Annotated in this window: 24 protein-coding genes; 18 read left to right on the top strand and 6 right to left on the bottom strand. The window is 64.9% G+C overall.

Annotated elements, in window-relative coordinates; genetic code table 11:
- Positions 1-95 precede the first annotated feature (95 nt).
- Positions 96-1,097, top strand: coding sequence for an LLM class flavin-dependent oxidoreductase (locus tag B2U07_RS08870; RefSeq protein WP_197858849.1), 1,002 nt, complete (start codon positions 96-98; stop codon positions 1,095-1,097).
- An 83-nt stretch (positions 1,098-1,180) separates the two neighbouring features.
- Positions 1,181-1,606 carry an OsmC family protein gene (locus tag B2U07_RS08865; protein ID WP_197858850.1) on the top strand — a complete coding sequence of 142 codons (426 nt, stop codon included), beginning with the start codon at positions 1,181-1,183 and terminating at the stop codon, positions 1,604-1,606.
- A 55-nt stretch (positions 1,607-1,661) separates the two neighbouring features.
- On the opposite strand, the gene B2U07_RS08860 is transcribed toward B2U07_RS08865, so the two are convergent.
- On the bottom strand, positions 1,662-2,081 hold the full coding sequence (locus B2U07_RS08860) for a hypothetical protein (RefSeq protein ID WP_197858851.1): 420 nt from the start codon (positions 2,079-2,081) through the stop codon (positions 1,662-1,664).
- A gap of 104 nt (positions 2,082-2,185) precedes the next feature.
- Between B2U07_RS08860 and B2U07_RS08855 the strand changes: the two genes are divergently transcribed.
- Both B2U07_RS08855 and B2U07_RS08850 read left to right on the top strand, forming a co-directional pair.
- Positions 2,186-3,247: an aminopeptidase gene (locus tag B2U07_RS08855; protein WP_197858852.1), complete on the top strand. Its 1,062-nt coding sequence runs from the start codon at positions 2,186-2,188 to the stop codon at positions 3,245-3,247.
- A gap of 63 nt (positions 3,248-3,310) precedes the next feature.
- Complete coding sequence (locus B2U07_RS08850; protein WP_197858853.1) at positions 3,311-3,541, top strand: DUF1161 domain-containing protein; 231 nt, start codon at positions 3,311-3,313, stop codon at positions 3,539-3,541.
- Positions 3,542-3,751: 210 nt separating this feature from the next.
- On the opposite strand, the gene B2U07_RS08845 is transcribed toward B2U07_RS08850, so the two are convergent.
- The 4 genes from B2U07_RS08845 to B2U07_RS08830 all read right to left on the bottom strand — a co-directional run bounded on the left by B2U07_RS08845 (position 3,752) and on the right by B2U07_RS08830 (position 6,616).
- Positions 3,752-4,399, bottom strand: a complete 648-nt coding sequence (locus B2U07_RS08845) for an HAD family hydrolase (protein WP_197858854.1) — start codon at positions 4,397-4,399, stop codon at positions 3,752-3,754.
- Positions 4,400-4,459: 60 nt separating this feature from the next.
- A complete protein-coding gene (locus B2U07_RS08840) occupies positions 4,460-5,431 on the bottom strand; it encodes a hypothetical protein (RefSeq protein WP_275546398.1) in 972 nt (323 codons plus the stop codon).
- A gap of 145 nt (positions 5,432-5,576) precedes the next feature.
- The gene (locus B2U07_RS08835) at positions 5,577-6,077 is read right to left on the bottom strand and encodes a GNAT family N-acetyltransferase (protein WP_197858856.1); all 501 of its coding nucleotides are present in this window, start codon (positions 6,075-6,077) and stop codon (positions 5,577-5,579) included.
- Entirely contained in the window at positions 6,074-6,616 is a 543-nt protein-coding gene (locus tag B2U07_RS08830) for a gamma carbonic anhydrase family protein (RefSeq protein ID WP_197858857.1), read from the bottom strand. Before B2U07_RS08830 ends, B2U07_RS08835 begins: the two co-directional genes overlap by 4 nt.
- A gap of 121 nt (positions 6,617-6,737) precedes the next feature.
- On the opposite strand from B2U07_RS08830, the gene prlC reads away from it, so the two are divergent.
- From prlC to B2U07_RS08810, 4 genes are read left to right on the top strand one after another with little or no spacing between them, the layout of a single operon-like run.
- A complete protein-coding gene (prlC, locus tag B2U07_RS08825) occupies positions 6,738-8,786 on the top strand; it encodes an oligopeptidase A (RefSeq protein WP_275546397.1) in 2,049 nt (682 codons plus the stop codon).
- Positions 8,783-9,070 carry a YheV family putative zinc ribbon protein gene (locus B2U07_RS08820; RefSeq protein WP_275546396.1) on the top strand — a complete coding sequence of 96 codons (288 nt, stop codon included), beginning with the start codon at positions 8,783-8,785 and terminating at the stop codon, positions 9,068-9,070. Before prlC ends, B2U07_RS08820 begins: the two co-directional genes overlap by 4 nt.
- A gap of 3 nt (positions 9,071-9,073) precedes the next feature.
- Positions 9,074-9,850 carry a DUF1835 domain-containing protein gene (locus B2U07_RS08815; protein WP_275546395.1) on the top strand — a complete coding sequence of 259 codons (777 nt, stop codon included), beginning with the start codon at positions 9,074-9,076 and terminating at the stop codon, positions 9,848-9,850.
- A gap of 31 nt (positions 9,851-9,881) precedes the next feature.
- Positions 9,882-10,946: a hypothetical protein gene (locus tag B2U07_RS08810; RefSeq protein WP_275546394.1), complete on the top strand. Its 1,065-nt coding sequence runs from the start codon at positions 9,882-9,884 to the stop codon at positions 10,944-10,946.
- A gap of 149 nt (positions 10,947-11,095) precedes the next feature.
- Here B2U07_RS08810 and B2U07_RS08805 read toward each other — a convergent pair whose 3' ends face one another.
- Complete coding sequence (locus B2U07_RS08805; protein WP_275546393.1) at positions 11,096-11,887, bottom strand: AraC family transcriptional regulator; 792 nt, start codon at positions 11,885-11,887, stop codon at positions 11,096-11,098.
- 81 nt (positions 11,888-11,968) lie between these two features.
- Here B2U07_RS08805 and B2U07_RS08800 point away from each other — a divergent pair, with 81 nt between their 5' ends.
- The 10 genes from B2U07_RS08800 (at position 11,969) to B2U07_RS08755 (ending at position 24,060) form a co-directional block, all read left to right on the top strand.
- On the top strand, positions 11,969-12,955 hold the full coding sequence (locus tag B2U07_RS08800; RefSeq protein WP_275546392.1) for a bile acid:sodium symporter family protein: 987 nt from the start codon (positions 11,969-11,971) through the stop codon (positions 12,953-12,955).
- Positions 12,956-13,030: 75 nt separating this feature from the next.
- Positions 13,031-14,092 (top strand): PA0069 family radical SAM protein, encoded by a 1,062-nt coding sequence (locus B2U07_RS08795; RefSeq protein ID WP_275546391.1) that lies wholly within the window; start codon positions 13,031-13,033, stop codon positions 14,090-14,092.
- Positions 14,093-14,154: 62 nt separating this feature from the next.
- Complete coding sequence (locus B2U07_RS08790) at positions 14,155-15,060, top strand: AraC family transcriptional regulator (protein ID WP_275546390.1); 906 nt, start codon at positions 14,155-14,157, stop codon at positions 15,058-15,060.
- A gap of 227 nt (positions 15,061-15,287) precedes the next feature.
- The gene (locus B2U07_RS08785) at positions 15,288-16,598 is read left to right on the top strand and encodes an ABC transporter substrate-binding protein (RefSeq protein WP_275546389.1); all 1,311 of its coding nucleotides are present in this window, start codon (positions 15,288-15,290) and stop codon (positions 16,596-16,598) included.
- 220 nt (positions 16,599-16,818) lie between these two features.
- Positions 16,819-17,751 (top strand): carbohydrate ABC transporter permease, encoded by a 933-nt coding sequence (locus B2U07_RS08780; RefSeq protein ID WP_275546388.1) that lies wholly within the window; start codon positions 16,819-16,821, stop codon positions 17,749-17,751.
- Positions 17,752-17,760: 9 nt separating this feature from the next.
- Positions 17,761-18,594: a carbohydrate ABC transporter permease gene (locus B2U07_RS08775; RefSeq protein ID WP_275546387.1), complete on the top strand. Its 834-nt coding sequence runs from the start codon at positions 17,761-17,763 to the stop codon at positions 18,592-18,594.
- 15 nt (positions 18,595-18,609) lie between these two features.
- A complete protein-coding gene (locus B2U07_RS08770; protein WP_275546386.1) occupies positions 18,610-19,713 on the top strand; it encodes an ABC transporter ATP-binding protein in 1,104 nt (367 codons plus the stop codon).
- 28 nt (positions 19,714-19,741) lie between these two features.
- A complete protein-coding gene (locus B2U07_RS08765) occupies positions 19,742-21,217 on the top strand; it encodes a mannitol dehydrogenase family protein (RefSeq protein WP_275546385.1) in 1,476 nt (491 codons plus the stop codon).
- A gap of 3 nt (positions 21,218-21,220) precedes the next feature.
- On the top strand, positions 21,221-22,720 hold the full coding sequence (xylB, locus tag B2U07_RS08760) for a xylulokinase (RefSeq protein WP_275546384.1): 1,500 nt from the start codon (positions 21,221-21,223) through the stop codon (positions 22,718-22,720).
- Between the two features lie 392 nt (positions 22,721-23,112).
- Positions 23,113-24,060 carry a carbohydrate kinase family protein gene (locus B2U07_RS08755; RefSeq protein ID WP_275546383.1) on the top strand — a complete coding sequence of 316 codons (948 nt, stop codon included), beginning with the start codon at positions 23,113-23,115 and terminating at the stop codon, positions 24,058-24,060.
- Positions 24,061-24,176 lie beyond the last annotated feature (116 nt).

Here is a 24,176-nt window from a genome sequence, read left to right as displayed (position 1 = left end):
CATTATCCGCGTCGATGATGACTATGCCTGCGCCGGGCGTGCGAGCCACGACCCATGGGGTTAGAGTAGCCGGCCATGCAACGAGGAGACTCCCCATGAGCCGACTGGCCTCCATCAAGCTCTCCACCCTCGACCTGGCACCGATCCGCGATGACGGCGATGCCGCCCAGGCCCTGCACAATTCACTGGCACTGGCCCGACACGTCGAAAGCCTCGGCTTCGAGCGCTTCTGGGTTGCCGAACACCACAACATGGATGGTATCGCCAGCTCCGCCACATCCGTCTTGCTCGGCTACCTGGCCGCCGGCACCTCGAAGATCCGCCTCGGCGCCGGTGGCGTGATGCTGCCCAACCATGCGCCGCTGGTGATCGCCGAACAGTTCGGCACCCTCGCCACGCTCTACCCCGGGCGGATCGAACTGGGCCTGGGCCGCGCGCCCGGTGCCGACCAGTACACCGCCCATGCCCTGCGCCGCAGTCGCGACGGCAGCGCCGACGACTTTCCCAAGGACGTCGAGGAGCTGCAGGCCTACCTCGGCCCGCGCCAGGAAGGGCAACGGGTGATCGCCATGCCCGGCACCGGCACCAACGTGCCGATCTGGCTGCTCGGCTCCAGCCTGTTCAGCGCCCAGCTCGCCGGCATGAAGGGGCTGCCCTACGCCTTCGCCTCGCACTTCGCGCCGCGCTACATGCACGAGGCGATCCGCATCTACCGCAACCATTTCCGCCCGTCTGAAGTGCTCAACAAGCCCTACGTGATGCTCGGCGTGCCGCTGCTGGCCGCCGACAGCGACGAGCAGGCGCAGCATCTGGCCACCTCGGCGTTCCAGCGCATTCTCGCGCTGATCCGCGGCCAGAGCCTGGTGCAGCGCGCACCAGTGGCGAGTATGGAGAGCCTGTGGCTGCCGCATGAGCGCCAGGCCGTCAGCGAATTTTTCGGCCTGGCCGCCATCGGCGGGCCACAGACCGTGCGCCAACGCCTGGAACAATTGCTCGAGCAAACCGAGGCCGACGAACTGATCTTCACCTGCGATATGTACGACTTCGCCGACCGCCTGCACGCCTTCGACATTCTGGCCGAGCTGCAACGTCGCTAAGTGCGAACTTGTGCGCGTGACTGCCCTCTGAATCAGAACGGGCTGCCAGACCGGCAGCCCCTTTCATTCAACGGGAGACGCACATGAAGAAGACAGCTTCGGCCCACTGGCAGGGCGGCATCAAGGACGGCAAGGGCACCATCTCCACTCAGAGCGGCGTGCTCAAGGACTCCCCTTACGGCTTCAACACCCGTTTCGAGGACAAGCCCGGCACCAACCCCGAGGAGCTGATCGGCGCCGCCCACGCCGGCTGTTTTTCCATGGCCCTGTCCAAGGAGCTGGGCGAAGCCGGGATGACCGCCGAGAGCATCGACACCGAAGCACAAGTGACCCTGGACAAGGTCGATGGCGGCTTCGAGATCAGCACGGTGCATCTGTCGCTGCGCGCGAAGATTCCCGGCGCCGACCGCACCGCCTTCGAGAAGGCCGTGGAAACCGCCAAGACCGGCTGCCCGGTGTCCAAGGTGCTGAATGCGGCGATCACCCTGGAAGCCGTGCTGGAAAACTGAAGCGATGCCGCGCCGCAGCCGATGATCCGTCGGCTGCGGCGTGCGTTTCGTGTAGTTAGATCGCCGTCCCGCAGCGCAACACCTCGCCGCGTGCGAGCACGTTGCGCTGCTCGTCATAGAGCCAGGCCTGCGCCTTCATCAGCTGCTGGCGCGCCTCGATGCGATAACGCTGGCCCGCCGCGAACCCCTCATAACGCAGGCGAATCTCGCAGGTCATGCGCAGCGGTTCGCTCTGCATGCCAAGCCCACCGGTGCGCACCTCGAATTGAAAGCGCGTCTCCAGTTCGTGCTGGCCGGGCGTCACCTGAAAATAGCGACCATCCGGCCAGCGCTTGCCGTCCAGGCGGTCGGCCATCAGCAGGGTATCGGCAGTGGAATACAGCTCGACCCAGGCCTGCTGCGGGTCAGGCGTGGGCAGGGGTGAAGCGCAGGCCCCGAGCAGCATCAGGGCGGGAGCGAGAAGCAGGGCGCGCATGGCGACCTCCGATAAGGGTCCGGATACCAGCCTACACCGGGAGGCAGGCAAAACCGAGGCGAAAGGGGCTGGAGACAACTTGCGCGATCAGCTAGCGTGACGGCATGCCCAACGCCTGCCCTATCGACCTGCTGCGCCGCATCGCGGTTCCCCTGCTCGCTCTGCTGCTGGGCGGCTGCTCGACGCTCGACTATTACACCCATCTCGGCCAGGGTCAGTTGCAATTGCTGAGCGCGCGCCAACCGGTCGAACGCCTGCTCGAAGACCCTGCTACCGACCCCGACCTGGCCAGGCGCCTGAGGCTGAGCCAGCAGGCACGGGACTTCGCCAGCGCCAGTCTGCACCTGCCCGACAATCGCAGTTATCGCCTGTACGCCGACCTTAATCGCCCCTTCGTGGTGTGGAACCTGTTCGCCACGCCGGAATTTTCTCTCGAACCCGAGCTGCACTGCTTTCCCATCGCCGGCTGTGTCGCCTACCGCGGCTACTACCAACAGGGTCGGGCACGTGGCGCCGCCGCGCTGCTGCGCCAGGAGGGGCTGGATACCTACATCGGCGGCGTGGAGGCCTACTCGACGCTGGGCTGGTTCGACGATCCGCTGCTCAACACCATGCTGCGCTGGAGCGACGAGCGCTTCGTCGCGGTGATCTTTCACGAACTGGCGCACCAGCAGTACTACCTGCCGGGGGACACCGCCTTCAACGAGTCCTTCGCCACCTTCGTCGAGCGCGAAGGGCTGCGCCAGTGGCATGCCGCCCGCGGCGAGACACCGCCGGCCAGCGACGACCGCCAGCGCCAGCAGTTCATCGAGCTGGTGCTGGCCAGCCGCGAGCGCCTGCAGCAGCTCTATGCCAGCGACCTGCCGGAGCACGCCATGCGCGCCGCCAAGCAGGCCGAATTCGAGCGTCTGCGTCGCGACTACCGCGCCCTGCGCCAACGCCAATGGGGCGGGCAGGGCCGCTATGACGCCTGGATCGAAAGCCCGCTGAACAATGCCAAGCTGCTGCCCTTCGGCCTCTACGACCAATGGGTGCCGGCCTTCGCGGCCCTGTTCGAGCACGAGGCGCGAAGCTGGACGGCCTTCTACGCCGCCGTAGCCGAGCTTGGCCGGCTGCCGGAAGCAGATCGTCGGGCCCGATTGGAAAGCCTGCTGCAAAACGACTAGAACTGCTGGGCAGATTGCCAGTCCAACCTACTCAGGTTTCGCCCAACACTGGAGGTACAAGCGATGCAACGACTGATTCCCGCCCTGGCCCTGATGCTCCTGGCTGGCGGCGCGCTGGCCGCGCCCAAGCCCTGTGAAGAACTCAAGCAGGAAATTGAAACGAAGATCCAGGCCAACAACGTGCCCAGCTATACCCTGGAAATCGTGCCCAACGCCGACGTGCAGGACCAGAACATGGTCGTCGGCAGCTGCGATGGCGGCACCCAGAAGATCATCTATCAGCGCAACGACTGATCCCCGCGAAGGCGGCTTCCCGCAGCACAGCGGGAGGTCGTCTGCCGTTCCGCCCTTGAGTCTACTTCCGGCGATGATCTTTGCGCTAGGTGGAGGGCCGTTCGCGGACAAGTCCGCTCCCACAGATCAGCGACACACCTGTGGGAGCGGACTTGTCCGCGAATCTTTCGACCTGACCTACGACATTCGTTCAGTTATAAGCGGGACGGATCAGCGACTGAACGCCTGGTGCATCTCTGCCAGCGTCTCGAAATGAAAGGCCGGCGACTCGCCGAGCAACTCCTCACGACTACCGAAGCCATAGCCCACCGCCACCGCCTGCAGGCCATTGCTGCGCGCGCCGATCAGGTCGTGCTTGCGGTCGCCGATCATCAGCGCCGACTCGGGCGCCAGTTTCTCCGACTCCAGCAGATGCGCCAGCAGCTCCACCTTGTTAGTGCGAGTGCCATCCAGCTCGCTGCCATAGATGCGCTTGAAGTAGCGATCGAAACCGAAGTGCCGGGCGATCTCCTCGGCGAATACCGTCGGTTTGCTGGTGGCGATATATAGCGTACGCCCCTGCGCCACCAGTGCTTCGAGCAGCGTCTCGACACCCTCGAACACGCGATTCTCGTAGAGACCGGTGACCCGGAAGCGCTCGCGGTAATGATTGACCGCCTGCCAGCCGATGGCCTCGTCCAGCGCATAGGTCGCCATGAAGCACTGCAGTAAGGGCGGGCCGATGAAGTGCTCCAGCGCGGTCAGGTCCGGCTCATCGATCCCCAACTTGGCCAGGGCGTACTGCACCGAACGGGTGATGCCCTCACGCGGGTCGGTGAGGGTGCCGTCGAGGTCGAAGAGGATGGTGGAGTGATGCATGGGCGAGCGCCTATTCGCAACTGGAACGGTGGCGAAGGATACCTGCCTTTGCCCAGGCATTCACGCCTGAGCGGCTTGCGCACGATAGCCCCAGCGCAGCCCAAGGCGGGTGAATGGCCACAGCAGCGCCAGTTGCAGCAGGCTGAAGAACAGCATCAATACGAGGCTGTTTCCCAGTCCAAGCCAAAGCAGCGCCAGCAGCACAATGCCGCAAAGCAATGCACTGCCTATCCACAATGACAAGGTGATCGCCACCGCCGCCGCCAGCCGTCCGCCATTGAACCCTCGTACCTGCGCTGGCAGTGCTGCACGCGCAGTGAAGAACGCGACCAGCAGAAACAGCCCGGCATTCACCAGGTTGACCAGTCCTTCCCAGCCCTGCAGCTCGTACCCATAGGCCATCCCGCTCAGCAACTGGGTGGTCATCCCTGCCAGTTGCAGGGAAGCCACCACGACAGCCAGCGCGAAGCACCAGGCCAGTGTCGTGCCCGGCACCTGCAAATCGTCAGCGCCTACTTCCGCCTGCGGTCGGAACAGATGCAGCAGCAGCCAGAGCGGTAGCAGCGCCTCGAGGCAGAAGATCAGCAAACCGACGCCCCACCAGCCGAGACCAAACAGCAGACGCGCAACGCCGTAGACGTCCAGTTGCTGATACAGCCATGCGTAGAGTTGCCCAGAGGCAAAACCCAGCGCCCAGGACAGCAGCAGGTAGGCCAGGCCATAACCGATCAGCAACCCTGCCGGCTGCCGGTAACTCGCCAGGCGATGGCGCTCCATGTAGGTGTTGGCCAGCCAGTAGACGCACAGCCCGGCCATCAGCAGATGGGTTATCCAGTAGCTGGCGACGTAGCGCAGCCAGAACATGGCATCGGTGTCGACATCATTGATCAGCCACCCAACCAGCGTGACCGCGATACTGATCAGGCTCATCAGCAGCACCACGCCAACCAGATGCAGCGGCAACACCGGCAGTTGCCGTGAAGCCAATGTCGGCGCGCGCGGCTCCGGGGCGAAGGGATTGGCTTCGGTCATGGGGCGATCCTTGTCGTCGACACAGTCCGTTGGGAAGTAATCGCAGAATAACGACCCTGACGACAGAAGAAAGTGCGACAGCCCGTTTACGTGCTGCAGTCGATACAGGGCAAGGCTACTTATCCACCTGGCTGGCGCATGCTTCTCAGTCCAGCAACCTGCGATACATCACATAGCAATCCACCAACCCATGCCGGGCATGGCGGTAGGCCTTGGGCAGGGTGCCGACTATGTCGAAACCGTGCTTCTGCCACAGCGCCACGGCCACCGTGTTGGTGGCCACCACGCTGTTGAACTGCATGGCGCTGAAGCCCAGTTGGCGAGCTACGTCCAGCGAATGGGCGCAGAGCTTGCCGGCGATGCCATGACCGCGAGCGGCAGGAGCGGTCATATAGCCGCAGTTGCACACATGGTCGCCGGGACCTGCGGCATTGGCCTTGATGTAGTAGGTACCGAGAATCTGCCCATCCTGTTCCGCCACGAAGGTTGCGCGCGGCAGTTCCACCCAGAGTTTCCAGGCCGTTTCGCGATCCATCTGCGGATCGAAGGCGTAGGTTTCCTGCGCCTGCACCACGCCTTCGATGATTGGCCAGACCTGGTCGAAGTCGGCCGCCTCGATGGGGCGGATGATCAGTTCGCCACTCACTGGTCGTAACCCTCGGCCAGATGATGGTCCTTGAGCTTCACGTAATTGCCCGCTGTGTAACTGAAGAAGTTGCGCTCCTTGTCGGTCAGCGGACGTGCCTGTTTCACCGGGCTGCCGACGTACAGGTAGCCACTCTCCAGGCGCTTGCCCGGCGGCACCAGGGAGCCGGCGCCGATGATCACCTCGTCCTCGACCACCGCGCCATCCATGACGATGCTGCCCATGCCTACCAGGATGCGGCTACCCAGGGTGCAGCCGTGCAGAGTGACCTTGTGCCCGACGGTCACTTCGTCGCCGATGATCAGCGGATAGCCGTCCGGGTTGAACGGCCCGGCGTGAGTGATATGGAGCACGCTGCCGTCCTGCACGCTGGTGCGCGCACCGATGCGGATGCGGTGCATGTCGCCACGGATCACGGTCATCGGCCAGACCGAGCTGTCCTCGCCCAGCTCGACATCGCCGATGACCACGGCAGAAGCGTCGACGAAGACGCGCGCGCCCAGTTGCGGGAGATGTTGCTGGTATTTGCGAATCGCCACGATAGAGGCTCCTGGGCTGCGGTAAAGCTTGATTGTAATTAAGATGAACCCCATATCGACTGCAATCGCCCTGGGATTTTCCCCGGCGCAGCCTCTCTTCATTCGCCACAGGTGCCTCGTCGTGACCGCGAACAATCCCCTGCTGCAAGACTTCGACCTGCCGCCCTACTCGCAGATCAAACCGGAACATGTCGAGCCTGCCGTCGACCAGATTCTGGCCGACAGTCGCGCGGCCATCGCCACGCTGCTCGAACAGCAACAGGCCAATCCGAGCTGGGACGGCCTGGTGCTGGCGCTGGACGAACTGGGCGCACGCCTGGGCTGCGCCTGGAGCCCGGTGAGCCATCTCAACTCGGTGTGCAACAGCCCCGAGCTGCGCGCCGCCTACGAGGCCTGTCTGCCCAAGCTGTCGGAATACTGGACCGAAATGGGCCAGAACAAACCGCTGTTCAACGCCTATGACGCGCTGGCCAAGAGCCCGGCCGCCGCCGACTTCGACGTGGCACAGAAGACCATCCTCGAACACGCCCTGCGCGATTTCCGCCTGTCCGGCATCGACCTGCCGATCGAGCAGCAGAAGCGCTATGGTGAGATCCAGATGCGCCTGTCCGAGCTGACCAGCAAATTCTCCAACCAGCTGCTCGACGCCACCCAGGCCTGGACCAAGCACATCACCGACGAAGCGCGCCTGAGCGGCCTGACCGACTCGGCCAAGGCGCAGATGAAGCAGGCTGCCGAGGCCAAGGGCCTGGACGGCTGGCTGATCACCCTGGAGTTCCCCAGCTACTACGCGGTGATGACCTACGCCTACGACCGCGCCCTGCGCGAGGAGGTCTACGCCGCCTACTGCACCCGCGCCTCCGACCAGGGGCCGAACGCCGGCCAGAACGACAACGGCCCGCTGATGGCCGAGATTCTCGACCTGCGCCAGGAAATGGCGCGCCTGCTCGGCTTCGCCAACTACAGCGAGCTGAGCCTGACCAGCAAGATGGCCGAGTCCACCGATCAGGTGCTGAGCTTCCTCCGCGACCTGGCGGTGCGCAGCAAACCCTTCGCCGAGCAGGACCTGGCCGAACTGAAAGCCTTCGCCGCCGAACAGGGCCTGAATGACCTGCAAAGCTGGGACGTCGGCTACTACAGCGAGAAGCTGCGCCAGCAGCGCTACAGCATCTCCCAGGAAGAAGTACGCGCCTGGTTCCCGGTGGACAAGGTGCTCAGCGGCCTGTTCACCATCGTGCAGAAGCTCTACGGCATTCAGATTCGCGAGCTGAAAGGCTTCGACACCTGGCATCCGGACGTGCGCCTGTTCGAGATCAGCGAGAACGGTCAGCACGTCGGCCGCTTCTTCTTCGACCTCTACGCCCGCGCCAACAAGCGTGGCGGCGCCTGGATGGACGGCGCCCGCGACAAGCGCCGCGATGCCCAGGACCAGCTGATCGCCCCGGTGGCCAACCTGGTGTGCAACTTCACCCCGCCGGTCGGCGGCAAGCCGGCGCTGCTGACCCACGACGAGGTCACCACCCTGTTCCACGAGTTCGGCCATGGCCTGCATCACCTGCTGACCCGCGTCGAGCATGCCGGTGCCTCGGGCATCAACGGCGTAGCCTGGGACGCGGTCGAGCTGCCGAGCCAGTTCATGGAGAACTGGTGCTGGGAGCCGGACGGCCTGGCGCTGATCTCCGGCCACTATGAAACCGGCGAAGCGCTGCCGCAGGCCATGCTGGACAAGATGCTGGCGGCGAAGAACTTCCAGTCCGGACTGATGATGGTGCGCCAACTGGAGTTCTCCCTGTTCGACTTCGAGCTGCATGCCACCCACGGCGACGGCCGCAGCGTGCTGGACGTGCTCGAAGGCGTGCGCGCAGAGGTCTCGGTGCTGCGCCCGCCGGCCTACAACCGCTTCGCCAACGGCTTCGCGCATATCTTCGCCGGTGGTTACGCGGCCGGTTACTACAGCTACAAGTGGGCCGAGGTGCTCAGCGCCGATGCCTTCTCCAAGTTCGAGGAAGAAGGCGTGTTCAACGCCGACACCGGTCGCGCCTTCCGCGAAGCCATCCTGGCCCGCGGCGGCTCGCAGGAACCCATGGTGCTGTTCGTCGACTTCCGCGGCCGTGAGCCGAGCATCGATGCCCTGCTGCGCCACCTCGGCCTGAGCCAGGAGGCCGCATGAGCGATGCGCCTGTGAACAGCACGCCGAAACGCTTTATCGCCGGCGCCGTGTGCCCGGCATGCAGCGAGACCGACAGCATCAAGATGTGGAACGTCGACGGCGTGCCGCACCGCGAATGCGTCAAGTGCGGCTACGCCGACACCCTGGACGCCCGTGGCAACTCGGTGCCCAAGGAGCTGCCGACCCGGGTCAACGTCAGCGGCCTCAAGCCCAAGGCGGCCGATCCCAATGTTCAGGCCGTGCAGTTCTTCCCCAATCCCAAGCTGAAAAAAGACAAGGACTGAGCCATGTGGCATCTGGTCTGCGGCGACAACGCGGTGGCCGGCGTCAGCCGAGTAATCGGCCAGCCTGCCGCCGAGAGCGGTCTGCGCGTACTGCGTGACGACCTCGCCGTCGGCCCGCTGGGCGATGTGGACAACCCGCCGTGCAGCGCCCGCGCCATATTCTGGAGCGAAGTATGGCCAGCCGCGGTGACACCGCGGCCAGACTTTTCCACAGGCCTGGCCGAGGATGCTCGCTGGCTCGCCGACCTGGCCGAGCAGGATCGGCCCGTCACCGTCTGGCATGGCGACAGCAGCAGCGAGCAGTTGCTGCTGGCGCGCGTCGCCAGCGCGTTGCAAGGCAGCAGCGTCGAACTCTGGGAAGTGCCCTGCGGCAGCGGCGATAGCCGTGTGCAGACGCGCAAGGCGGTGGCCATGCACAGCCCCGAGGCGCTGGCGCAAATCGCCAAGCCGCGCTTGGTCGATGCCAAGCGCCGGGCCGCACTGGCTGCACAGTGGCAAGAGGTACTGGCTGACGAGGCACCAATCCGTCGTTGGCAAGCGGGCGTCTTCACACGCGAAAGCTATCAGACCATCGACGCCGCGCTGCTCGATAGCGCCAGCGCACAGGCACAACCGCTGGCGCGGCTGATGGCCGAGGTCATGGCGCGCAGCGATGGTTTCTTCGCCACCGATTTCTTTCTGTTCTGGCGCGTCCGTGAACTGGCGGCCGCCGGCCTGCTGGCGCTCAGTGGCGAGCCCGGTGAATACGGTTATCAGGGATTGCAGGTGCGTCGCGCCTGATCCGGCTTGTTGCATGTCCAGGGAGGACAGGATGCGTTACCTACCCCTATTGATGCTCGCTACCGTGATGCCGGTGAGCGCCGAACTGCGTATCGACGATCTGCACGCCAAGCGCAGCGAGTGGGAAACCTACCGTTTCCCGCTGTTCAAGGGCGACAGCCCTGCCATCGCCCGTATCAATACCTACCTGCATGCGGTCGTGCTCAAAGGCCTGCCGGGACGCTTCGAGCGCTCGCCGTTCGAACGCATCTGGCCCAAGGACGGTGAGATCTGGGGCACCAACAGCATCGATTACATGATCGATGGCCAGGGGCCGGGCTATCTGTCGCTGAGTGTGACCGGCGAGTACACCGGCGCCTACACCAGCATGGGGGCCTTCGCTTACTCGTTCGATCTGGCCAGCGGCCGCCCCATCGGTCTCGAACAGCTTTTCACCGAGGCCGGCCTGCAACGGCTGCGCGAACACGTAGGGCGCGAGCGCGGCAAGCGCATCGAGGCGTTTCTCGCCGAATTGCCACCGCCGGATGACGCCACGGCAGAGCCGGACGAGCATGACGAGCGCCTCGAAACCCAACGCGAGATGTACCAGGAATGCCTGCCCCGTCGCAGCAGTGGCGACCTGCAGTACGACCGCGTGGAACTGCGCCGCGATGCCCTCACCCTGGTCGCCGAAGGCTGCGCGGCCCATGTCGTGCGCGCCCTGGACGACCTGGGTGAGTACCGCAACAGCATTCCCTATACGCAACTGGCCGAAGACTTCAGCCCCTACGGCCGTTGCCTGCTGCTGGAACAGCGCAGCGACTGCCAGCGCCCCGCCGATCTGCGCGCTGGTGGCGCCTACCACGGCAAGATCGCTGGCCGCTACGCGATCAGCCTGGTGCTCGAAGGCAACGTCTATGCCTCCAGCAGCTACTTTTACGACCGCTACGCCCGGCAGATCGAGCTGAGCCGGCAAACCGTTAGCGCTGACCAGGTTCGCCTGCACGAAGGCGGCGACAACCCCGCCATTTTCGAACTGCACTTGCAACCAGACGGCTCGCTGATCGGCACCTGGCAGCAGGAAGGCGGCAAGGCGCTGCCGGTGGTTCTTGACTGAAACCGGCCACGCGTTTCGTCCTCACCACTGGCTGCCCATAACTGGAAAGCTTCGCGGACAAGTCCGCTCCCACAGGGGGGCGGTGGCTGATCCGTGGGAGCGGACTTGTCCGCGAAGCGCGCAGCGCTCGATCACACTGAGAGCAAAGGCTACTCGCGAAAGAATTCCCCCGGTGTCGCGCCGAACTGTCGGCGAAAAGCGGCGATAAAGGCCGATAGCGAATCGTAACCGCAGGCCAGCGCCACATCGGTGACACGCTCGCCCTGCTCCAGCGGGGTCAAGGCATCGAGCAGGCGCTGACGCTGGCGCCAGCCGCGGAAACTCAGACCGGTTTCGCGCAGGAACAGTCGGCTCAGGGTCTTCTCCGAGACGCCCAGGCGCTCGGCCCATTCGCCCAGGCCAAGCTGGCGCAGGTTGGCATCTTCAAGCCCCTGGCATACCTCGCGCAGCCGCGCGTCCTGCGGCAGCGGCAACACCAACGCCACTTCCGGCGCTGCCTGGAGTTCATCGAGCAACACCGACGCCAGCCTGCCCGGTGCGCCTTGCTCGTCGTACTCGGCCGGCAGGTCGCTGAAGCGGCGGATCAACTCGCGCAGCAGCGGGCTGACCGCCAGCACCCGGCAGGCATCCGGCCCCCAGGGCACGGCGTTGCCGTCGATGTACAGGCTACGCATTTCGGTGCGCGGCGAGCTGAACACGCGGTGCTCGACGCCGGCCGGCACCCATACCGCGCGTTGCGGCGGGGCGACGAAACGGGCGCCGGCGGTCTGCACTTCGAGCACCCCGGCGATGGCATAGGACAGCTGCACCCAGGGGTGCGTATGGCGAAAGGTCAGCGCCCGGTTGGTCAGCGATTCGACCCGGCCATACAGCGGCCGTGGCAGGCTCGGCAGCTCGGGGAGATTGCGATAGAAGGCGGCTGGATGTCTGTTTGGCGACACTTGCTGGCTCTTTGGCGTTAGTCGGAAATCCTCGATGACGATAATGTGGCGACCTTCCGTATCGCAAGCCCGAGATTCGCCATGTTCCTGCGCCGCCTGTTACCCGATGCCTTCACCATGACCCTGCTTGCCGTGGTACTCGCCGCCACGCTGCTGCCTGCCAGCGGCCAGATCGCGACGATCTTCGAGTGGATCACCAACCTGGCCATCGCCCTGCTGTTCTTCCTGCATGGCGCCAAGCTGTCGCGCCAGGCGATCATCGCCGGGGCCGGGCACTGGCGCCTGCACCTACTGGTGTTCTCCTGCACCTTCATCCTCTTCCCGCTGCTCGGCCTGGCCCTCAAGCCGGCGCTGGAGCCGTTGCTGGGCAATGAGCTGTATCTGGGCATGCTCTACCTGTGTGCCCTGCCGGCCACCGTGCAGTCGGCCATCGCTTTCACCTCGCTGGCACGCGGCAATATCCCGGCAGCCATCTGCAGTGCGGCGGCCTCCAGCCTGCTCGGCATCTTCGTCACCCCGCTGCTGGTGGCGCTGCTGATGGGCGTGCAGGGCGACAGTGGCTCGACCCTCGACGCCATCGGCAAGATCAGCCTACAACTGCTGCTGCCGTTCGTACTCGGGCAGATCGCCCAGCGTTGGATCGGCGCCTGGGTGACTAAGAACAAGAGCTGGCTGAAATACGTCGACCAAAGCTCGATCCTGCTGGTGGTCTACACCGCCTTCAGCGCTGCGGTGATCGGCGGCCTGTGGCAGGAGGTGCCGCTGCTCACCCTGCTGGCCGTGACCTTCGCCTGCTGCGTATTGCTGGCCCTGGCGCTGGTGCTGACCCATTTGCTCGGCAAATGGCTGGGCTTCAGCCTGGAAGATCGCATCACCATTCTCTTCTGCGGTTCGAAGAAGAGCCTGGCCACCGGCGTGCCCATGGCGCAGGTGCTATTCGCCGGCGGCGCCATTGGCGTGCTGATCCTGCCGCTGATGCTGTTCCACCAGATCCAGCTGATGGTCTGCGCGGTGCTGGCGCAGCGTTATGCCAAGCGTGAGGAGACGCCGCAGACCGCGGCAGCTTGATCGCCTCGCGACAGAAGGGACTTGCTCGAACGACAAATAGCTGTATTTTTATACAGTATATTTTGGAGTCCGAGCATGTCCGCCAGCCAGCCGCCACGAGGCCGTGGCACCGCCAGCAATCCGCACAATCGCTTTGCGCCGACGCGCTCGGAGCATGAAGACGATGGCTGGTATCAGGAAGAGACGCCCCTGAGCCGCGCCACCGAAGTGCGCAAGGAAAAGGCCAAGACCGCGATCACCCACAACAACTCACCGGACGTCGGCTTCGACCGTTCGGTGAATCCCTATCGCGGCTGCGAACACGGTTGCATCTACTGCTTCGCCAGGCCGAGTCATGCTTATTGGGACCTGTCGCCGGGCATCGACTTCGAAACCCGGCTGATCGCCAAGACCAACCTGGCCGAGCGCCTCGAAGAACAGTTGCAGAAGCCCGGCTACGTAGCGCAGCCCATCGCCCTGGGCATCAACACCGACGCCTACCAGCCGATCGAACGCGAACAGCGCCTGACCCGCCAGGCGCTGGAGATTCTGCTGCGTTACAAGCATCCGCTGCACATCATCACCAAGGGTTCGCTGATCCTGCGTGACCTCGACCTGCTCAGCGAGCTGGCCAGCCATAACCTGGTCAGCGTGGCCTTCAGCCTGACCACCCTGGACGACGAGCTGAAACACATCATGGAGCCGCGCACTGCGGCGCCTGCCGCCCGCCTGCGTGCCATGCGCACGCTGCATGAGGCCGGCGTGCCGGTGAGCGTGATGTGCGCGCCGATGATTCCGATGATCAACGACATGGAGCTTGAGCACCTGCTCGAAGCCGCACGCGATGCCGGTGCACGTTCGGCGGGTTACGTGCTGCTGCGCCTGCCGCTGGAGATCGCCGAACTGTTCGAACAGTGGCTGCAGGCGCATTTTCCCGACCGCGCCGAGCATGTGATGAGCCTGATTCGCCAGAGCCGTGGCGGCAAGAACTACGACAGTCGCTTCGGCAGCCGCATGCGTGGCGAGGGCCAGTTCGCCGACCTGCTGCAGCAGCGTTTTCGCCTGGCGCGGCGCAAGCTCGGCCTGGATCGTCGCGACAGTTTTACGCTGGACTGTTCGCAGTTCTGCCCGCCAGGTGCGCAATTGAGCCTGCTCTGACTTGGCCGCGCCGCTCGATATGTTAAAACGTGGTGACTCTAGGCATTGACCGACGAAGCCCCATGACCCGTACAGCCCGCGTAGCCGACCCGTCCTACGAACTGATGGACGACCACGAAGGCCATTCGCTGATCTACCGCCAGCACGGCTTTCCCTCGCCGCTGGTGCGCTGGCACTTCCACAAGGAATACGAGCTACACCTGATCGTCGCCAGCTCGGGCAAGGTGTTCATCGGCGACTACATCGGCAACTTCTCGCCCTACACACTGTTTCTCACCGGCCCCGGCCTGCCGCATAACTGGATCAGCCAGGTCGAAGACGGCGAAGTGGTCGAGACCCGCGACATGCTGGTCAATTTCACCGACGAAGTACTGGAAAGCGGCACCGCGGTGTTCGCCGAACTGAAAAGCCTGCAGCCATTGCTGGCCCGCGCGCAATTCGGCATCGAATTTCGCGACCCGCAGGTGATTCGCCAGGCCGCCGCTCTGCTCGGCAAGATCGCCAGCAGCCGCGGCATCAGCCGCCTGGGCCACTTCTTCATCCTCATGGAGCTGCTAGCCGGCAGTGAGGACTACCAGCTGCTCTCGGCCGTGACCTCCTCCGAGTTCGGCGACGAGCAGCATGTCGAGCGCATCAACCGCGCGGTGGACTACATCTTCCAGCACTACGCGCAGGGCATCAGCCAGGAAGAGGTCGCCGACTACCTGGGCATGACGCCCACCTACTTCTCGCGCTTCTTCAAACAGGCCACCGGCCGCGGCTTCGTCGAGTTCGTCAATCGCCTGCGCGTGAGCAAGTCCTGCGAACTACTGAGCAAGAGCGACAAGCCGGTGACCGAGGTGTGCTTCGAGTCTGGCTTCAGCAACATTTCCAACTTCAATCGCCGCTTCCAGCAGCTCAAGGGTATGACGCCCACGGGCTATCGCAAGCTGGTGGTGCAGCGCCTGACCGAGCAAAACCTGTACTGATTCGGCGGTTGCTTCTGCTGCCTGCATCGCGGCGACCGCTCTGCCAAGCAGTTTTCATCCGCGTTCGCGCTATGTTCCAGCGGACTCTCAAGTGCAAAAAAGTATCGATCACTGTGCGCTCTAGGATTTGTCCGCGCGAGTCTGCGGGGGTGTAATCGAGCCCGAGCGAAACAAAAACAATAACGTTCTTCCGTAGCCGAACCGGCGCGGGAGAGGAGTTCACAAGCATGAACAACGCGATCAAAGCCCTCGTTGCAGCCTCCTGCCTGTCCCTCACCGCGGTCGCCCAGAGCGCCGAAACCCTGACCATCGCCACGGTCAACAACAGCGACATGATCCGCATGCAGCGCCTGGCGAAAACCTTCGAAGAGCAGAACCCGGACATCAAACTCAAGTGGGTGGTGCTCGAAGAGAACGTGCTGCGCCAGCGTCTGACCACCGACATCGCCACCCAGGGCGGCCAATTCGACGTGCTCACCATCGGCATGTACGAAGCGGCGCTGTGGGGCGAGAAAGGCTGGCTGGAGCCGATGACCGAGCTGCCGGCCGACTACGACCTCGACGACGTTTTCCCCTCGGTGCGCGAAGGCCTGTCGGCCAAGGGCACGCTGTATGCCCTGCCCTTCTATGCCGAAGCCTCGATCACCTACTACCGCACCGACCTGTTCGAACAGGCCGGCCTGACCATGCCCGAGCGGCCGACCTGGGATCAGCTCGCCGAGTTCGCCGGCAAGCTGCATCAGCCGGACAAGGGAGTCTATGGCCTGTGCCTGCGCGGCAAGGCCGGCTGGGGCGAGAACATGGCGCTGATCACCACCCTGGCCAACGCGCACGGCGCGCGCTGGTTCAACGAGCAGTGGCAGCCGGAGTTCACCGGCAGCGAGTGGAAGAACGCGCTGAACTTCTATGTCGACAACATGAAGAAGTACGGCCCGCCGGGCGCTTCCAGCAACGGTTTCAATGAGAACCTGGCGCTGTTCAACAGCGGCAAGTGCGCGCAGTGGGTCGATGCCAGCGTGGCCGGCTCGTTCGTCACCGATGAATCTCAGAGCAAGGTCGCCGACTCGGTCGGCTTCACCTTCGCGCCGACTCAGACCACCGAAAAGGGCGCGTCGTGGCTGTACTCCTGGGCACTGGCGATCCCCACCAGCTCCAAATCCAAGGAAGCGGCCAAGACCTTCAGCGCCTGGGCGACCTCCAAGGCCTATGCCGAGCTGGTGGCCGAGCGCGATGGCGTGGCCAACGTACCGCCAGGCACCCGCGCCTCGACTTACAGCGATGCCTACATGCAGGCGGCGCCGTTCGCCGAGGTCACCCTGGATTCGCTGAAGCAGGCCGACCCAGCCAACCCCAGCGCCAAGCCGGTGCCCTACGTGGGCATCCAGCTGGTGACCATCCCCGAGTTCCAGGCCATCGGCACCAGTGTCGGCAAGCTGTTCGCCGCCGCGCTCACCGGCCAGATGCAACCTGACCAGGCGCTGCAAGCCGCGCAGCAGAGCACCGAGCGGGAAATGAAGCGCGCCGGCTATCCCAAGTAGAGAAGCCGCTTTCCCGTAGGGTGGGTTAGCGCCGCGTCCAATGACAGCCCAGACGCCGCGATGACAGCGCGGCGCGTAACCCACCAGGCGATAGTCGGCGTTGCACCAATGGTGGGTTACGGCGCCATCTTGAGCGAGAGGCGCCAGAGTATCCCGACAAGACGCCTAACCCACCCTACGGACCGCGTCTGTCACCACGACACTGCCTTTCGGAGGCACCATGAACACCTCGGCCATCGACACCCCTGCTGCACAGGTCAGCACCCCAGGCGAGCGCAAGCCGCGGCGTCTGGCGCCCGGCTGGTTTCTGGTCAGCCCGTCGGTGCTCCTGCTGCTGATCTGGATGATCGTGCCGCTGGGCATGACCGTCTATTTCTCGCTGATCCGCTACAACCTGCTCTACCCCGGCGAGAACGACTTCGTCGGCCTGGAAAACTTCGAATACTTCGTCACCGATGCCGCCTTCCTCTCCGGCGCCGGCAACACCGTGCTGCTGGTCGGCAGCGTGCTGCTGATCAGCGTGGTGTTCGGCGTGCTGATTTCCGCCTTGCTGGAGGCCAGCGAGTTCTTCGGCCGCGGCATCGTGCGGGTGCTGCTGATCTCGCCGTTCTTCATCATGCCCACGGTCAGCGCGCTGCTGTGGAAGAACCTGATCTTCCACCCGGTATCGGGGATTCTCGCCGCTGTCTGGCAGTTCTTCGGCGCCCAGCCGGTGGACTGGCTGGCGCACCACCCGCTGTTTTCGATCATCCTGATCGTGTCCTGGCAGTGGCTGCCGTTCGCCATCTTGATCCTGATGACCGCCATGCAGTCGCTGGATCAGGAACAGAAGGAGGCCGCGCGCCTCGACGGCGCCGGCCCCATCGCCATCTTCTGGCACCTGACCCTGCCACACCTGGCACGGCCGATCGCCGTGGTGGTGATGATCGAAACCATCTTCCTGCTCTCGGTATTCGCCGAGATCTACACCACCACCAGCGGCGGCCCGGGTTACGAATCGACCAACCTGGCCTACCTGATCTACACCCAGGCGCTGCTGCAGTTCGACGTCGGCATGGCCTCGGCCGGCGGGCTGATCGCCGTGGTCATCGCCAATATCGCCGCCATCGTGCTGATCCGCATGATCGGCAAGAACCTCACCGAGCGGCAGTAGGAGCGCAGCATGCTGACCCTGAAACAGTCCCGCCGCCTGCAGAGCCTGGTCATCGGCATCCTCGCCTGGGCCATCGCCGCGCTGATCTTCTTCCCGATTTTCTGGATGGTGCTGACCAGCCTGAAGACCGAGATCGACGCCTTCGCCACGCCGCCGCAGTTCATCTTTACGCCGACGCTGGAGAACTACCTGCACATCAACGAGCGCAGCGACTACTTCGCCTTCGCCTGGAACTCGGTGCTGATCTCCGTCTCGGCGACGCTGCTGGGCATGCTCCTGGCCGTGCCCGCCGCCTATTCCATGGCCTTCTTCGAGAGCAAACGCACCAAGGGCACGCTGCTGTGGATGCTGTCGACCAAGATGCTGCCGCCGGTGGGCGTGCTGGTGCCGATCTACCTGCTGGCCAAGCAGTTCGGCCTGCTCGATTCGCGCCTGGCGCTGATCATCATCTACACCCTGATCAACCTGCCGATCCTGGTGTGGATGGTTTACACCTACTTCAAGGACATCCCGGTGGACATCCTCGAAGCCGCGCGCCTCGATGGCGCCACCACCTGGCAGGAGATCGTCCGCGTGCTGCTGCCGATCGCCCGCGGCGGGCTGGCCTCGACCATGCTGCTGTCGCTGATCCTGTGCTGGAACGAGGCGTTCTGGTCGCTCAACCTGACCAGCTCCGCCGCCGCCCCGCTGACCGCGCTGGTGGCCTCCTACTCCAGCCCCGAGGGATTGTTCTGGGCCAAGCTTTCCGCCGTCTCGACCCTGGCCTGTGCGCCCATCCTGATCTTCGGCTGGATCAGCCAGAAGCAACTTGTCCGCGGCCTGTCCTTCGGCGCAGTGAAATAACGGGAGAACTCCGACATGGCTGATCTGAAGATCCGCAACCTGAAAAAAGGCTTCGACGGCACCGCGATCATCAAGGGTATCGACCTGGACATCCGCGACCGCGAGTTCGTGGTCTTCGTCGGCCCGTCGGGCTGCGGCAAATCCACCCTGCTACGGCTGATCGCCGGGCTCGAAGAGGTCAGCAGCGGCCATATCGAGCTCGACGGCAAGGACATCACCGACGTCGCCCCGGCCAGGCGCGACCTGGCCATGGTGTTCCAGACCTACGCGCTGTACCCGCACATGACGGTGCGCAAGAACCTCTCCTTCGCCCTCGACCTGGCCCGGGTCGGCAAGCAGGAAGTCGAGGAGAAGGTGGCCAATGCCGCGCGCATCCTGCAACTGGAGTCGCTGCTCGAGCGTAAACCCAAGCAGCTCTCCGGCGGCCAGCGCCAGCGCGTGGCCATCGGCCGTGCCATCGTGCGCAACCCGAAGATCTTCCTGTTCGACGAGCCGCTGTCCAATCTCGACGCCGCCCTGCGCGTGCAAACGCGCCTGGAGCTGGCGCGGCTGCACAAGGACCTGCAGGCGACCATGATCTACGTGACCCACGACCAGGTCGAAGCCATGACTCTGGCCGACAAGGTGGTGGTGCTCAATGGCGGCCGCGTCGAGCAGGTCGGCTCGCCGCTGGAGCTGTATCACCACCCGGCCAACCTGTTCGTCGCCGGCTTTCTCGGCACGCCGAAGATGGGCTTTCTGCGCGGCACGCTGCACAAGGCCGGTGCCGACAGCTGCGAGGTGCAGTTGGAGTGCGGCACGCATCTGACGCTGCCGCTGTCCGCCGCCGGCCTCAGCCAGGGCAGCAGCGTAACCCTGGGCGTGCGCCCCGAACACCTCAACGTCGTCGCCGCCGATACCGGTCGCCTGCAGGTGACCGCCGACGTCAGTGAGCGCCTGGGCAGCGACACCTTCTGCCACGTGCGCTGCGCCTCGGGCGAGATGCTCACGGTGCGCGTACGCGGCGACTTCGCACCGCGTTATGGCGACGCCCTGACGCTGGACTTCGACGCGGCGCACTGCCACCTCTTCGATGCCGATGGCCAGGCCATCGCCAAACCACTGCAGCAGGCCGCCTGACGCCGCGCTCCAATACGGGATTCTTCGGATGAAGCTCAATCGCCAGCAACTCTCCCAGCTGGGCGGCGCTATCGCGCTGCCCCGCTACACCCCGGACATGATCCGCACCGGCATTGCCCACATCGGCGTCGGCGGCTTTCACCGCGCGCATCAAGCCGTCTACACCGATGCCCTGATGAACCGGGGCCTGGCGCTGGACTGGGGCATCTGCGGCGTCGGCGTACGCAGCGAAGACCGCGCCATGCGTGACGCTCTGGCCAGCCAGGACCATCTCTACACCTTGGTCGAACTGGGCGATGAGCCGAACCTGCCGGTGCGGGTGATCGGCGCGATCACCGATATGCTGCTGGCCGAGGAATCGCCGCAGGCGCTGATCGACAAGCTGGCCGACCCGGCGATTCGCATCGTCTCGCTGACCATCACCGAGGGTGGTTACTGCATCGACGACAGCACCGGCGAATTTCTCGCCGAGCTACCCGCTATCCAGCACGACCTGCGCCACCCCGAATCGCCGCAAAGCGTCTTCGGTTTTCTCTGCGCGGCCCTGGCCAAACGCCGCGCCGCCGGCACTCCGGCCTTCACCCTGATGTCCTGCGATAACCTGCCGCACAACGGCGACGTCACGCGCAAGGCGCTGCTGGCATTCGCCCACCTGGCCGATCACGAGCTGGCCAGCTGGATCGACCATCACGTGAGCTTCCCCAACGCCATGGTCGACCGCATCACGCCGATGACCAGCGCCGCCCACCGCCAGCAACTGGCCGAACAGCATGGCGTCGAGGACGCCTGGCCGGTGGTCTGCGAGCCCTTCGTTCAGTGGGTGTTGGAGGACAAGTTCGTCAGCGGCCGCCCAGCCTGGGAAGAGGTCGGCGTGCAGTTCACCGATGACGTCACGCCCTACGAGGAAATGAAGCTCAAGCTGCTCAACGGCAGCCATCTGGCGCTGACCTACCTGGGTTTTCTCAAGGGCTATCGCTTCGTTCACGAGACCATGAACGATCCGCTGATGCGCCGATACGTGCGCACCTTCATGGACCTGGACGTCACCCCACAACTGGCGCCGGTGCCGGGCATCGACCTGGACCACTACAAGGACACGCTGATCGAGCGCTTCTCCAACCAGGCCATCGCCGATCAGCTCGAACGGGTCTGCTCGGACGGCTCGTCGAAGTTTCCCAAGTTCATCGTGCCGACCCTCAACCGCCTGATCGAAGACGGTCGGCCACTGGAACGCGCGGCCCTGGTGGTCGCGGCCTGGGCGTTGTATCTCAAGGGCGTCGACGAGACCGGCGCGCACTATCGCATCCCCGATCCGCGCGCCGAGTTCTGTCAGGCGCTGGTGGCCGACGACGACCAGGTGCGCGAGCGGGTGCTCGGCGTCGAGGCGATATTCGGCACCGCCATCCCGCAGTCGGAAGCGTTCATCGCGGCCTTCGAGCTGTGTTACGACAGCCTTCGCAAGCTGGGCGTGACCCGCACCCTGCAGACCCTGCTGGGCGACTGAGCCATGTACCTCGGCATCGACTGCGGCACCCAGGGCACCAAGGCGCTGATACTGGATGCCGATAATGGCCAGGTGCTCGGTGCAGGCAGCGCCAGCCACACGCTGCACAGCGGCGCCAATGGCCGTCGCGAACAGCAGCCCCAGCAGTGGCTGGACGCTTTCGAGCAGGCGACGCGTCAGGCGCTGGCGGCTGCGGGCATCGGCGGCGAGCGGATTCTGGGTATCGGCGTTTCCGGCCAGCAGCATGGCCTGGTGCTGCTCGACGAACAGGGCGCGGTGCTGCGCCCGGCCAAGCTCTGGTGCGACACCGAATCGACTCCGGAAAACCAGCGCCTGCTCGATCACCTCGGCGGGGAAGCCGGTTCGCTGCAACGCCTCGGCGTGGCCATCGCACCCGGCTACACGGTGTCCAAGCTGCTCTGGACCCGCGAGCAGCACCCCGATGTGTTCGAGCGCATCGCCCATATCCTGCTGCCCCACGACTACCTCAACCACTGGCTCACCGGCCGCGCCTGCAGCGAGTACGGCGACGCCTCCGGCACGGGCTACTTCGATGTGCGCACGCGCAGCTGGGATGTCGAGCTGCTGAATTTCATCGACCCCAGCGGGCGCCTGCAGCGCGCACTGCCGGAGCTGATCGGCCCGGATCAGCTGGTGGGCCGCATCCGCCCACAGGTCGCCCGGCAATTGGGGCTGAACCCGGACGCCGTGGTGGCCAGCGGCGGCGGCGACAACATGATGGGCGCCATCGGCACCGGCAATATCCGCCCCGGTGCGATCACCATGAGCCTGGGCACCTCCGGCACGCTCTACGCCTACAGCGCCCAGCCGACGATCAGCCCACACGCGCAGGTCGCGACCTTCTGCTCATCGAGCGGCGGCTGGCTGCCGCTGATCTGCACCATGAACCTGACCAGCGCCAGCGGGCTGATCCAGCAATTGCTGGAGCTGGATATCCACAGCTTCGCCGAGCTGGTCGAGCGCTCGCCCATCGGCGCCGAGGGCCTGTTGCTGCTGCCGTTCTTCAACGGTGAACGAGTGCCGGCGCTGCCGACGGCGCGCGCCAGCCTGCTGGGCATGGACAGCGACAACCTGACCCGCGCCAACCTGTGCCGCGCGGTGGTCGAGGGCACTGCCTTCGGCCTGCGCTACGGGCTCGACCTGCTGCGCGCCAGCGGTCTGCAGAGCGAAACCATTCACCTGATCGGCGGCGCAGCGAAAAGCCCGGTCTGGCGCCAGGTGATCGCCGATATCATGGGCACGCCGCTGGTCTGCCCGCAGCACACCGAAGCCGCCGCCCTGGGCGCAGCGATCCAGGCTGCCTGGTGCCTGACGCCTGGCGACGATCGCCAGGCGCAGCTGGCCGCACTGTGCGAGCGCTGCGTGCAGCTCGATGCCAGCACGCACACCCAACCGGATGCTGCAAGCACCGCGCAGTACGAGGCGGTCTATCAACGCTATCGCGAGCAGGTCAGCCGGCTTGCAGAGGGTAATTCGAAGTGAGAGCAGCGCTGACGGTGAAAGCCGGTTTGCAAAACAGCTTTTCGTAGGAGCCCCGCCCCGGAGCGTAATGCTGTTCACTTAAGGCTGTACGCGCCTGGCTCCCCTCTCCCATTTATGGGAGAGGGGCTGGGGGAGAGGGCTGTAAATGCCGCAAAACTGCCAGCTCCCCCCTCGCCGAACACGGCCCGCCCTAACCCTCTCCCCGAAGGGGCGAGGGGACTAATCGCGTCCGACCGCTTCTTATATGAACGGCATTACGCCCTAGGGCTAAGTTTTTCCAGTCCGCGCCGCCCTGGTTCGCAGCGGGGCGCCGCTCCTACAGCTCGGTGCATCGGGGCTTGAATGAAGCGGGTGGTTTTTAAATGTGCCCTTGAATCGATACGGAGATGAATATGTACCTGGTCTGTGGCGAAGCACTGTTCGACGTGTTTATCCAGAACGACGGCGGGCGTAGCAACGAGTTGGCCTTCAAGGCCATCGCCGGCGGCTCGCCGTTCAACGTGGCGCTGGGCTTGCGCCGCATGGGCGCCGACTCGGCGCTGTTCACCGGGATTTCCTCGGACAGCCTCGGCCAACACCTGCGCCAGGTGCTCAGTGATGAGGGCGTGAGCGATGCTTACCTGATTGCCAGCGATGCGCCGACCACCCTGGCGATGGTCGGCGTGGACGCCAGCGGCTCCCCGCGATACTCCTTCCGCGGCGAAGGCTGCGCCGACCGCCAGTTGCGCACCGAGCACCTGCCAACGCTCGATGATCAAGTGCGCGGCGTGCATGTCGGCTCCTTCTCGCTGGTGGTGGAGCCGGTGGCCAGCACGCTGCTGCAGCTGGTGCAGCGCGAGCACCCGCATCGCCTGATCAGCCTCGACCCCAACGTGCGTCTCGGCCCGGCGCCGGATGTCGCCCTTTGGCGAGAGCGCGTAGAGACCTTCGCCCGCCATGCACACCTGATCAAGGTCAGCGAAGAGGATCTGCAATTGCTGTATCCCGAGCGCGACCCGCAACAGGTCGCGGCAAGCTGGCTCAACGAACGCTGCCAGTTGGTGTTCCTCACTCAGGGCAGCGCAGGCGCCAGCGTCTACAGCCGCCACGGGCACAGCTCGGCGCCGGCCGTGGCCGTGCACACCCGCGATACCGTCGGCGCCGGCGATACCTTCCAGGCGGCGCTGCTCGCCTACCTGGCGCGGCACCAGCTGGACAGCGTCGAGGCGCTGGCAACGCTGAGCCGTGAGCAGATCGACGCCATGCTGAACCAAGCGATCGCAGCCGCCGCGCTGACCTGCTCGCGGGTCGGTCCCGACCTGCCCTACCTGCATGAACTGGAGCGGCAAAGCGCGCGTTGAGCGGGGCACAGGACGCCCTGTGCGGCACGCCATATCGGTAAACCGACACCGGGCACCAACTGCATGAACCTACCGGTTGTCGCGCCTGCGAGCGCGGGCGACACTTGCGTGTGACT

The organism is Pseudomonas sp. UBA7530, from assembly GCF_002479365.1.
Lineage (GTDB): Bacteria > Pseudomonadota > Gammaproteobacteria > Pseudomonadales > Pseudomonadaceae > Aquipseudomonas.
Note: the sequence above shows the minus strand (reverse complement) of the source record. Positions and strands in the feature narration are given on the sequence as shown.